Below are 12017 nucleotides of genomic sequence, written 5' to 3'. Positions count from 1 at the left end.
GCAATGTCCGTATTTGCTGTAACAAAAGATCGTCTCATCGAATGGCTGCGGGATGGCAGGGAACTTGCGGTTCTGGATATCCGTACCGCCGAGGAAGTGGGGTATGCTTCACCGCTATTTGCCACGAACCTTCCGGTTGACAGGCTTGAGGCGGAAATCGATCGCTTCATTCCTCGCCCCGTCGTGCGCACCGTGCTGGTGGATGATGGAAAAGGCAGCGCGGAGCAGGCGGCCGAACGGCTTGCCGCCAAGGGTTGGACCGACATTCATTTTCTGCGTGGCGGAATCCCGGCATGGATCGAAGGTGGCGTCGAGGCGTTGCCGACATTCGATATTCCTGGCGTTCCTTTCGTTCAGAAGGTGCGAGGCGAGAAAAACACGCCTGTGGTTTTTGCGCGTGAGCTCAAGGCGTGGCAGGAAGCCGGTGAGGATGTTGTCATCCTCGATACGCGCACATTGCCGGAATATGAAAAGGCACATGTGCCCGGTGCGATCGGTGTGCCGGGTGCCGAACTCCTGCTGCGCTTTTCCGATCTCGTTCCCTCGCCAAAAACAAGGGTCGTCGTCTCCTGCGCGGGCCTGCCCCGCGCAATTCTCGGCGCGCAGACATTGATCGACGCCGGTGTCGAAAACGATGTCAGTTACCTGCATGATGGGACGCGCGGCTGGACGGATGATGGATTTGAGCTGGAAACAGGCCGCTCCCGAACATATTCGCATGTCAGCGCCAAAGCGAAAGAGATTGCAGAGGCGCGGTTGAAGGCCTTTTCCAGGGATGACGATCTGCGCTTCATCGACCGTCCGACTGCCGAGACATGGTTGAAGGACCCATCACGAACGACCTATTTCCTGGACGTGCGCACACCGGAAGAGTTCGAGACTTCCCATCTGCAGGGCTCAATTTCGTCGGAAGGCGGGCAGCTTCTCGGTGTCGCCTATCGAACGATCGCGGTGCGCGGTGCCCGGGTCATTCTGGTGGATGACCTGCTCGGCGCCCGCGCCAGGGTCGTGGCCCACTGGCTGAAACGCAGAGGATTCGAAATCGCGCCCCATTTACACGACTTCGAACAGGGTGCCGAAGCGGCAGCCGCCTAGACCCGGCCGGGTGTTCGCCAGACTGCTCCACAGACAGGAATTTGCAATGACCAATGCCAGCCATGCCTGGGGTTCTGCGCCCAGCAAACGTTTTGACGCGATCGCCGAGAGGTTTCGGGGAATTTTTTCCGAAATCGGCAAAGATTCAATACGACACGATCTGGAACGCGAGCTTCGTTTCGATGACTACGAAGCTTTGAAAAAGGCCGGCTTTTCCAGATTGCGCCTGCCGGAGAAATTTGGTGGTCTGGGCCTGACGCTTCCCGAGCTTTTTGGCTTGATCATTGAACTCGCGCAGGCGGATCCCAACCTCACCAATGCTTACCGCAGCCATCTCGGCTTTACGGAGGATCTGCTGAATGCACCACCTTCGCCATGGCGGGATGCGTGGCTGGAGCGGATCGGACGTGGCGAAACCATTGGCAGCGGCTTTTCGGAAATCGGGGATGCCAAACTTGGAACCTATTCCACCCAGCTCACCCGGGATGGCGGCGGCTGGCGGCTGAATGGCGAGAAATATTATACGACCGGCTCGCTCTATGCCGACTGGATCACGCTTGGAGCCGTGGATGGCGATGGTGTACCGGTTGGCGCGCTTGTTCCCACAAAGGCTGAAGGCGTCGAAATCGTCAACGACTGGGATGGTTTCGGACAGGCGCTGACGGCCAGCGGCACGGCGCGATTTACCGACGTGGCGATTTCCGAGGACCTCATCAAGCCGAGCGCGCTTCGTTTCAGCTATTCAGGCGGCTTTTTCCAGCTCGTCCATCTGGCCTCGCTTGCCGGGATCGGCCGCGCGGCCGCATTGGAAATCGCCCGCCATGTTGCGGAGCGCAAACGCGTCTATCAACGCAGTAACGCCGCGCGTTTTTCTGAAGACCCTCAGGTGCTTCAGGTCGTGGGGCGGATCAGGGGTGCGGCCTATAGCGCCGGCGCCATCGTGTTAAAGGCCGCAGAAGCCCTGCAGGCTGCCTATGATGCCAATCTCTCTGGAGACGAGAAGCGCATTGCATCTGCGAACCGTGACGCGGAGCTGGAAGTCAGCCAGTCGGTTACTGTCGTCAGCAACCTTGTCCTGGATGCGTCCACTGTCCTCTTCGATGCGCTTGGCGCCTCAGCCGCAAAACGCAGCCATGGTCTTGATCGTCACTGGCGAAACGCCCGCACGATAACCTCACACAATCCCCGTATCTATCACGACCGTATCGTTGGAGATTTCGCCGTGAACGGCGCCTCACCAGCGCCAAATGGAGGCGTGGGGATAGCACCGCAAACGCAGAAGGAAAAATCCGAAGCATGATCAAAACATGCGGTCCGACGGGCGATACGCATTGGAGCCTGTTGTTCGGTATCCACGCAGTGCAAACAGGATAGTGAAATTGGGCAGGATTTATCGGGATTTCACAGAACTCGTCGGCAATACGCCGCTGGTGGAACTCGCCAGAATTCGGACGAAATACAATCTCCAATCGCGCATTCTCGCCAAGATCGAGTACCTCAATCCCGCAGGCAGTGTCAAAGACCGCACCGCCTGGGGCATCATACGTGAGGCTGAGAAGAGCGGCCGATTGAAGCCGGGCGATCTTCTTTTTGATTTGACCAGTGGCAATACAGGCATCGGAATTGCGGCGGTTGCCTCCGCACGCGGCTACCGCACGAAATTTTATCTTCGCAATACCATCAGCGAAGACAAGATCAACATCCTCAGGCAGTTCGGCTCCGAGATCGAACTGATCGAAAATGAGGAGCTCTTCCAGCCTCATGCCATCCATCGCATCATCGACAGGATCAAGGCTGAAAATCCGGATGCATTTTATACCGGCCAGCGTTCAAATGATGCCAACCCGCAGGTTCATTTCGAGACGACCGGGCCGGAAATCTGGCGCGATACCGAAGGTGACGTCGATATCCTGGTCGCCACCGTTGGTACGGGCGGCACCGTGTCCGGTGCCGGGCGCTTCCTGAAGGCGCAAAAACCGGAGATAAGGATCGTTGTTGCCGAGCCGACACCGCAGTCCGTTCCATCCCCCGAAAACCCCGACGCTTCCACGATCGAAGGCGTCCACAAGGTGACCGAGGTGGAGGAAGGGACCTTGCCGGAGACCTACGACAAGAGCGTCGTGGATGAAGTCATTGCCGTTACCACCGAAGAGGCGCGGCGGGCAGCGCTTGCGGTGGCCAGAGAGGAGGGCTTCCTTGTGGGAACCTCATCCGGTGCGGCCATCTTTGCCGCGATCGCGCTTTCCCGCCGCGCGGAAAACGACGGCAAGACGATTGCGGTCGTGTTTCCGGATAGCGGCGAGCGCTATCTTTCGCTCTTTGATGCCCCTGACTGAAAAGTCTGCTCGCATGGTTCGCGGCCCCGGAGAAGTTTGAACTGTGCCCGTGAATGACCATGTCGGCGAAATCATTGCCCCCTGACGCCGGATGTGGAGCGAACACAAGACCGTCAGCCGCCGATGCTTGAAAAGAGCGCAGGCCGTTATTGAAGCGGCCTTGAATGCCCCATTTGCAAGCGCTACATTCCATCGGTCCGCAGCAACAACAGGATGGTCGACAATGGATTTCAACCCGATAGCAACGCCACTTTGCCTTGCCATGCGGGAAAACCTTGTCCATGACCCACTTTATCACACTCTCCAATCTGTCCTGGTTCACGCCTGACGGTCGTTCGCTTTTCACCAATCTGAATATTGTGTTCGGCCCGGAGCGTGTCGGGCTTGTCGGTCGTAACGGCGCCGGCAAGACGACGCTCTTGAAGCTGATCGCCGGCGAATTGACACCATCTTCGGGTTCTGTCTCTGCACCGTCGGGTATCCACATCCTGCGTCAAAGCGTCCAGGTGGCCGAAGATGAGACGATTGCCGATCTCTTTGGCGCGCGTGAAGCGCTCGCTGTGCTTGAACGGGCGCAGGCGGGTGGCGCGACGTTGGAGGAACTGGCCGATATTGATTGGATGCTTGAGACGAATATCGAGGCGGCACTCGCGCGCTTCGGCCTGTCCATGCCCGCGACGACACTGCTCGCCCGACTCTCCGGCGGGCAGCGCACCCGTGCAGCGCTTGCCGCTCAAATCTATCATGCACCGGAGTTCCTGATCCTCGACGAACCCACGAACAACCTCGACCGTGACGGTCGGACTGCAGTGATCGAACTTGTGAGCGGCTGGCGTCACGGCGCAATCATTGTCAGCCATGATCGTGAATTGCTCGAAACGGTCGACAGCATTGCTGAACTGACATCGCTCGGTATCAGTCGTTATGGCGGAAACTGGGACCACTACAGCGATCGCAAGGCACTGGAGCTTGACAATGCCAGGCATGAACTGGCCGAGGCCGAGAAGCGGCTCAGCGCCGTCGAGCGCAGGGCGCAGGAGACGGCCGAGCGGCAGGCTCGTCGCGATGGTGCAGGCAAAAGGAAGGCGGCGGAAGGAGGAATACCGAGAATTTCGGCCGGAGGGCGCGCCATGCGGGCGGAGCAGACAAGCGGTGACAACGCCGCCACGGCGCGCCGAATGACGGGGGAGGCCAAGGCAGACGTCGCAGAGGCGCGAGGGCGCATTGAGGTGCTTGAACCATTCATGCTGTCCATACCGTCCACCGGACTGGTGGCGTCAAAGACGGTTCTGCGGCTGGAAGACGTAACTGCGGGTTACGAACGCAATGCGCCTGTCCTGTCCGATCTGTCGCTTGCGATTACAGGTCCGGAACGGATTGCGGTGGCGGGGCCGAACGGTTCGGGAAAGACGACGCTGCTTTCCGTCATCACCGGGTCTCTCGCGCCATTTTCTGGTTCGGTCCGAGTTGAGGTTGCTTGCGCGTTGCTGGACCAGAAGGTCAGCTTGCTGCGACCCGGGCTATCCGTCCGGGACAATTTCATGCGTCTCAACCCGCGGTCCAGTGAGAACGCCTGCCGGGCCGCTCTTGCCCGCTTCCTGTTTCGTGGCGACGCCGGTTTGCAGGACGTGCGGCATCTGTCTGGCGGCCAGATGCTGCGCGCCGGCCTTGCCTGCATCCTCGGCAACCAGAAGCCGCCGCAGCTTCTCATACTCGATGAACCGACCAATCACCTCGATCTTGATTCCGTCGCGATCGTGGAGGCCGGCCTGAAAGCCTATGACGGCGCAATTCTGGTCGTCAGCCACGACGAGGCGTTTCTGGAGGGGATCGGCGTGTCCCGGCGGTTTGAGCTTCATGGACGCCGTCAAACATGAGCAACGCCGCGCATTTTAGCGCGGCATTTGGTCATTCGAGAAGCCAGCTCGACGGCCTGAAGAACGTCCTGAGGCTTTCCCGTGCAGGCGATCGGCGGCAGCAAGCATCTTGATCTTTTTTCGAAACGGAGCGTCCACCCGCCACTGCGGTTCAGCGTTAAACCTGTGCCTGGCCACCGTCCGCGAAGAGCTCGGCGCCGTTGACGAAGCTCGCATCATCGGAGGCGAGGAACAGCGTCGCCTTGGCGATTTCCTCCGCTTCGCCGACGCGACCGAGAGGGATGCGAGAGGCGAGATAGTCGAGCAGGCCCTGCTGCTGTTCCTTGTCGTCGCCTGCAAGTTCGACGAGGCCTGGTGTGCGCGTGGCGCCGGGCGAGATGACGTTGACGCGGATGCCCGTGCCCTTGAGGTCGAGAGCCCAGGAACGAGCCAGGTTGCGCACCGCGGCCTTGGAAGCGGAATAGACGGAAAAGGCAGCCGTTCCTTCAGTGCCGGCAGTCGAGCCCGTCAGCACAATGGACGAGCCCTTGCCCATCAGCGGAAGTGCCGCCTGCACGGTCAGGATCACAGCTTTTACGTTGCGACCAAAGGTGTCGTCAATCTGCTCCTCGGTGATCTGGCCGAGCGGCAGCATGGTGCCGCCACCGGCATTGACGATGAGGGCGTCAAGGCGGCCCTGTTCCGCCTTCACCTGGGCGAACAGCTTGTCGAGGTCAGCGTTGCTCGAGGAGTCCGCCTGTACACCAACCGCGCCCTGTCCTATTTCTGCCACCGCCTCGTCCAGAGCGGCCTTGCGGCGGCCTGTGATATAGACGCGTGCGCCTTCGGCAGCGAACAACTTGGCCGTCGAAAGACCGATGCCGCTGGTTGCTCCGGTGATGACGGCGATCTTGTTTTGAAGCCTGTTGGCCATGTTAACTCTCCTGATGCTTGGGCGCGCGAAATGGTTCAGCCCGAATGCACGGCCTGTTGAAGTCCTGAATTTGCTCGGAATGCGGCGCTGGCCATTGGCCTTGTCACCGTCCGATCAGGAGAAGTTAGTTCGTCAGCCCGGTGGAGAGAAGCCGCTCAGGATGGAGACATTATCCATCTGGATGGATAGTTGTCTTCATCACATCGCGTCGTGCGTCGACCGCTTCGAACACCTTCGCTGCCCATTCAGTGAAGGCGCGTAGCCGCGGATTTGGGAAACGATCAGCGGGATAGACAAGATGAAGGGGATGATTGTCCGGCTTCCAGTCGGGCAGAAGTTCAACCAGCGCTCCGCTCTTGAAATGGGGCCGCGCGAGAAATCCGAAGCTTTGGCCAATTCCCAGTCCCGACAGCAGCGCGTTCAGATGCGCGGTACTCTCGTTGACGGAAACGCCGCCAGAGGCCGGGAGATACTCGCTTCGCTCTTCACCGCGCTGAAAGCGCAATGGAAATCTCTTTCCAGATGACGCGGAGAAGTAGGAGACGATCCGATGCTTCTCGATATCGTCAGGTCGCTCCGGCAACTGCAGACCAGCCAGATAAGTGGGCGATGCGCAAATGACGTAGTCCAGCTCGCACAGCTTCCGCGCCTTCATCGATGAGTCACCGAGCGCCCCGCCGCGAATGACGCAGTCGATACCCTCACTGACGAGATCGGCGGGGCGATCGCTGACACCGAGCATGAGATCGATTTCTGGATAATGGCGCTGAAAATCCGAAAGTGCCGGGATGAGGATCAGGTTTGCCAGCACAGATCCGATGTCGACGCGCAGCTTTCCTTTGGGTGTGCTGCGGGAGCCGGCAATAGTACCGTCCATGTCATCGAGATCGGCGAGGAGCTTCAGCGCGCGTTCGTGATAGGCGACGCCCTCCGTGGTCATCGTGACCGACCGCGTGGTGCGCTCCACGAGCTTTGTTCCGAGATGTGCCTCGAGATCCTGCACCAGCTTGCTGACTGAGGACCGAGGAAGGTTCAGCATATCCGCCGCCTTGGCGAAGGACCCGGCTTCGGCGACGCGGACAAATGTTCGAATGGCGAGTATCTGATCCAAGAGAGGCCCAACAAGCAGGTGGAGATAATCTACATCTACACCTGGCCGGCGAGCCCTGCCATGCAGGTTCTTGCGAAAGGTGGATAAATCTGCGCCATTCGACGATATCTGAACGTTGATTCACGAACACTGGCAAAACGCCGCGTGTCCTTTCGGGCACGCGGCGTTTTATCGTGAACCCGGATGGCGATCCCTCGCGATCCGGTTCCGTTCATGCCTGTGCGTCAGCCGATCTTCACATTGTCGTCGCGCTTGATGGCGATGACGGTCGAGCGGGGCAGTTTGCCTTCGCCGTCCGGGAAGGGGGCGTTGGGGTGCTGGATGCCGACGAAGTGGGTGCGCTTGTCGGCGGACCAGGTCTGGCCCGTGACTTCGGAACCCTTCGGCGCAGTCAGGAAGCGCTCAATGCGGCCAGTGGCCGGGTCGCCCGCCAGCATCTGGTTGTTGCCCTGGCCGGCGAAGTTGCCTTCATTGGTGTCCTCGCCATCGGTCTGGATCCAGAGCAGGCCGGTCGAGTCGAACATCATGCCGTCAGGCGAATTGAACATGTTGCCTTCGTTGATGTTCGGCGAGCCGGCATAGGCGTCCTTGTGGACGGCGGGGTTACCGGCCATGCAGAACAGGTCCCACTTGAACTTGCCGTCCGCATGGTCGTCATTTTCCGGATACCAGCGCACGATCTGGCCGTATTCGTTCTTCTCGCGCGGGTTGGCGGCATTGATCGCCATGGCGTCGCCGCCGGCATTGGCGCGCAGCTTGCCGTCCTTCATTTCGCCGCGGCGGCTGTTGTTGGTCAGCGCGCAATAGGCTTCGATTGCGACGGGGTTGATGGCGACCCATTCCGGGCGGTCCATGGTCGTCGCGCCCACCTTGGAAGCAGCCTGGCGGGTGAAGACGCAGATTTCGTCGATCTTCATGCCCGTGGTTTCCGGAGTCAGGGCAAGCCACTCGCCGGCACCGTCATCGGAGAACTTCGCGACGTAAAGCGTGCCTTCGTCCAGCAGCTTGGAGGTGTCGCCGCCCGGCACGTAGATGCCGCTGGAGACGAATTTGTAGAGAAACTCGCCGCGCTCGTCGTCACCCATGTAAACGACGACACGGCCGTCACGGGCGATCACCACGGCGGCGTTTTCATGCTTGATGCGGCCAAGCGCGGTGCGCTTGATCGGCGTGGACTTGGCGTCCGAGGGATCGATCTCGACCACGTAACCGGCGCGGCGTGGTTCATTGGGGTTCTTGGCAACGTCGAAACGGGCGTCGAACTTCTCATAGGCGTAGCGGGTCTCGGCGACGATGCCATAACGCTTGTAATCGTCAGGCAGCTTGAAGGCGGCGTCGGTGGTGCCGAAATAGCCGTTGAAGTTCTCTTCGCAGGTGAGGTAGGTGCCCCAGGGCGTACGGCCTGCGCCGCAATTGTTGAAGGTGCCGAGACAGTCGACACCCTTGGGGTCGGCGGCGGTCTTGACGAGATCGGAGCCTGCGGCCGGGCCGGAAAGCTTCATCGGCGTGTTGTGGTGGATACGGCGGTTGAAAGGGCTGTCGAGAACGATTTTCCAGCCGTCCTTGTCTTCCGCGACTTCCATAACGGTGACGCCCTGCATGTTCTGCAGGATCTTCACGTCGTCGGCCGTCTTCGGGTTGCCCTTTTCGGCGTGCGGCAGGTTGGTTTCCGGGTTCACATATTCATGATTGACGGCGATCAGCTGGTGGTTGCCCACCACGAAGAGTTCCATGCCGTCGGTATTTTCGCCGAAGACCTTGTCGGAATTTTCAACGCTGACGCCCTTTGCGGGGTCGAGATCAGGAACGTTGGAGAACAGCGGCTGGCCCCATTTCGCCAGCGGCTTCCAGTTATAGCCTTCCGGGACATGGATGGTGTGGTCGGTGGCGGCGGCAACCGGCTTGAAGGGGAAACGGCCGACGGCGGCTTCCTGCGCTTCGGCCGAGGTGCTGCTCATCAGGTTGCCGAGCGTGCCCATGGCGGCCGCGGCCGAACCGAAGGCGAGCACGCCGCCCAGAAAGCCGCGGCGGGAAATCGCGGTTTCGACCACGCGGTCGAAATCGGTTTCGGCCGGCGGCGGGTTCTGCAGTTCGTCCCACTCGTCCCAGGACAATTTGCTCGTATCGATGTCGGTCATATCGTGTCTCCACCGTTCAATGTTTGGAATCATTCCAACAGGCTGCGTACCTTCCGAGTGTTTCACTCGGATGACGGGAAGACAGGTTTAAAATATGATTGTCGCGGTTATGAATCTGCTGTTTTTCCCTCAATGCGGGATAAGGACGCGGGTGAGGAGCTGGCCCTCGAAGCGGCAGAAACGGAAAGGAACCTCCGTTCCGCACCGCCATTCCTCGCTGAGTTCGGCCGTCAGGCACAAGGATCCCGAGCCATTTGCGTCCAGGCGGGATAATTCGGCCGCCTCGAAAAGGAACAGCTTTTCCACCATGGGATACAGCGCCTTGAACAGGCTTTCCTTGGCCGAGAAAATCAAGCCGGTGATGAAGGGATCGATAATGTTGCCGAGGTTGTAGCGCTCATTTGCGGTCAGGAGTTGTGGGGCGATATCGCGGGCCTCCTCCTCTGTCAGCATTTTTTCGATATCGACGCCGATACCGCGAAACTGTCGACAGCAGCCGACAAGCGCAATCGCCGTACCCTCGCTGTGGGAAATTGCGCCAATCACCCCTTCGGGCCAGAGGGGCGCACGGTCCTCGCCCATACCGGGAAAGATGGAACGGCCGGTCAGGCGGCGGATGGCTTCCGCAGCGCATCTGCGCCCCGCGATGAATTCCGCCTTGCGTCTTTGCGTGGCGCTTGAAAGCTGCGGCGGCAAGGGAGGGACCTCGCCGCCGCAGCCCTCATCGGCGCTGAAACGAAGGGTAAGGCAATGGCAGCCGCATATGTCGTCCGGCCAAGGCCAGATGGCCTCGGGTGGATCGCCGGAGATGGCGTCGCGATGAAACGCCGTTACAACGTCCATGTCCCTGACTCTCAATCCAACGGCTCGAATTCAAGCCGCAAGCGTGGCACCGCCATCAACCACGATCTGCTGCATCGTCACGTGCCCGGCCTGATCGGAGGCGAGGAACAGCACGGTATCGGCAATATCGTCCGGCCTTGCGATCTTGCCGAGCGGAATGCCGAGCTTGAACTGCTCGGGCAGGCCGGCGACCAGCCGGTCCTTGCCGGCAGGATCGCTCAACATGCCGGCAAGCATCGGCGTATCGGTGGAGCCGGGTGAAACGACGTTGCAGCGTACGCCATAGGGCGCTAGCTCGAGGGCGGCGCAATGGCTGAGGCTGACCAGCGCTGCCTTGGAGGCGCAATAGGCCATCATGCCGATGCGCGGCACGACGGCGGCATTGGAGCCGATATTGACGATTGCGCCGCGCCGCTGCCGTTTGAAGGTGGCGCTCCACTGTCTCAGCATATGGAACGGCCCGGCAGCGTTGACATCCATGCACGCCTTCCAGTCTGCGGGCGTCAGGCTTTCACTGTCGCCGAGCCGCAATATGCCGGCGGCGTTGACGAGAATGTCGAGCCCGCCCCATTCGGTCTCGATCGCCTTGCAGGCCGTCTCCACCGCCGCCGCATCGGTGATGTCGAGTGCGATCTGGCGGAAGGGCGCTTCCGCCGTTCTGGCCTGGAGGTCGAGGCCGATGAGATCGGCCCCTTCCTCGATGAAACGTTCGGCGATGCGGCGGCCGATGCCCTGAGCCGTACCCGTCACCAGCACGCGCCGCCCGGTAAATCTCTGTTGCGTCATCTTTTTTGTCCGCTCAGGCCGCGAGCCGCTTTTGGTCGATCAGCGTCCACCAGGCGGAGAGAGTGGGCACACGCGCAAGCTCATCGAAGCCGACGGTGACGCCGCGTTCCTTCAACTCTCCGGCAAGCTTCATCACCTGCAGGGAATCCAGCCCGTAGAAGATCAGGTTTTCGTCGGGGTCGATATCGCTCTCATCTTCCACCATCTGCAGGACGCGGGCTTTCAGCCATTCGCTGATATCGTCGCCCTTTCCCGCGCCAACAAGGCTTGCGGCATCGATCACCACGCCGCAGCGTGTGGCCACATATTGCAGCGCCATGCGATGCTCCGCCTCGGAAAAATCGGCAACGCCATCGCCGATCATGAACGGCTGGATGTCCTTCATAAAGGCTTCCACTGCCGTCATCATGCAGCCTATATGGGCATAAACGCCGCCGACGATGATCTGATCACGGTTCCAGCCCTTCATACGTTCGGCAAGGTCGGAGCGCTGGAAGGCGCTGTAGCGCCATTTGGTCAGCACCACGTCGTCGGGCGTGGGGGCGAGCTTGTCCACCACCTTCTGCAGTTCGGGATCAACGACGGTCAGACCCGGTCCCCACATGTCGTTCAGAAGAGCGCGGTCGCCGGGCGGCTGATTATGCGGCTGGGCGGTGTAAATGACAGGGACGCCGTTTTGAACGGCCCATGTCTTCACCTTGGCGAGATTGTCGATGAGGGTCGTCATCAGCTTGCCGTCGGCCTCGTAGAACCGCAGGAAATAACGCTGCATGTCGTGGATGAGGAGTACGGCGCGTTTCGCATCGGGCTGCCATTTTGTCTTGTTGGCCGGAAAACTCGCGGCGACCGGCATGGGATAATCGGAAATGGTGGGGATCGTCATGATGACCTCGGTTTGTGCTGCGCCGGCTGGGCCGG

10 protein-coding genes are annotated in these 12017 nt (G+C 60.3%); 4 read left to right on the top strand and 6 right to left on the bottom strand.

The features are described from left to right. Window positions 1-3 precede the first annotated feature (3 nt). The 4 genes from HQN82_RS15540 (at window position 4) to HQN82_RS15525 (ending at window position 5308) form a co-directional block, all read left to right on the top strand. Window positions 4-1095 (top strand): rhodanese-like domain-containing protein, encoded by a 1092-nt coding sequence (locus HQN82_RS15540; RefSeq protein ID WP_022562814.1) that lies wholly within the window; start codon window positions 4-6, stop codon window positions 1093-1095. Between the two features lie 46 nt (window positions 1096-1141). Beyond that, complete coding sequence (locus HQN82_RS15535) at window positions 1142-2395, top strand: acyl-CoA dehydrogenase family protein (protein WP_022562813.1); 1254 nt, start codon at window positions 1142-1144, stop codon at window positions 2393-2395. Between the two features lie 73 nt (window positions 2396-2468). Continuing rightward, window positions 2469-3431 (top strand): PLP-dependent cysteine synthase family protein, encoded by a 963-nt coding sequence (locus tag HQN82_RS15530; protein WP_234704080.1) that lies wholly within the window; start codon window positions 2469-2471, stop codon window positions 3429-3431. Window positions 3432-3712: 281 nt separating this feature from the next. Continuing rightward, window positions 3713-5308 carry an ABC-F family ATP-binding cassette domain-containing protein gene (locus tag HQN82_RS15525; RefSeq protein ID WP_173615190.1) on the top strand — a complete coding sequence of 532 codons (1596 nt, stop codon included), beginning with the start codon at window positions 3713-3715 and terminating at the stop codon, window positions 5306-5308. Between the two features lie 157 nt (window positions 5309-5465). Here HQN82_RS15525 and HQN82_RS15520 read toward each other — a convergent pair whose 3' ends face one another. From HQN82_RS15520 to HQN82_RS15495, 6 genes are all read right to left on the bottom strand, one after another. Then, a complete protein-coding gene (locus HQN82_RS15520) occupies window positions 5466-6221 on the bottom strand; it encodes an SDR family NAD(P)-dependent oxidoreductase (RefSeq protein WP_022562810.1) in 756 nt (251 codons plus the stop codon). A gap of 169 nt (window positions 6222-6390) precedes the next feature. After that, window positions 6391-7332 carry a LysR family transcriptional regulator gene (locus tag HQN82_RS15515; RefSeq protein WP_173615189.1) on the bottom strand — a complete coding sequence of 314 codons (942 nt, stop codon included), beginning with the start codon at window positions 7330-7332 and terminating at the stop codon, window positions 6391-6393. 224 nt (window positions 7333-7556) lie between these two features. Continuing rightward, the gene (locus tag HQN82_RS15510; protein ID WP_173615188.1) at window positions 7557-9470 is read right to left on the bottom strand and encodes a PhoX family protein; all 1914 of its coding nucleotides are present in this window, start codon (window positions 9468-9470) and stop codon (window positions 7557-7559) included. Window positions 9471-9599: 129 nt separating this feature from the next. Next, window positions 9600-10313 (bottom strand): 4'-phosphopantetheinyl transferase family protein, encoded by a 714-nt coding sequence (locus HQN82_RS15505; protein WP_173615187.1) that lies wholly within the window; start codon window positions 10311-10313, stop codon window positions 9600-9602. 30 nt (window positions 10314-10343) lie between these two features. Continuing rightward, window positions 10344-11099 carry a 2,3-dihydro-2,3-dihydroxybenzoate dehydrogenase gene (dhbA, locus tag HQN82_RS15500; protein ID WP_022562806.1) on the bottom strand — a complete coding sequence of 252 codons (756 nt, stop codon included), beginning with the start codon at window positions 11097-11099 and terminating at the stop codon, window positions 10344-10346. A gap of 13 nt (window positions 11100-11112) precedes the next feature. Continuing rightward, on the bottom strand, window positions 11113-11982 hold the full coding sequence (locus HQN82_RS15495; protein WP_006698361.1) for an isochorismatase: 870 nt from the start codon (window positions 11980-11982) through the stop codon (window positions 11113-11115). Window positions 11983-12017 lie beyond the last annotated feature (35 nt).

Origin of the sequence: Agrobacterium pusense, assembly GCF_013285525.1 — a bacterium.
In the GTDB taxonomy this organism is placed as follows: Bacteria; Pseudomonadota; Alphaproteobacteria; order Rhizobiales; family Rhizobiaceae; genus Agrobacterium; species Agrobacterium pusense.
This window is presented reverse-complemented; position numbering and strand designations above follow the sequence as displayed.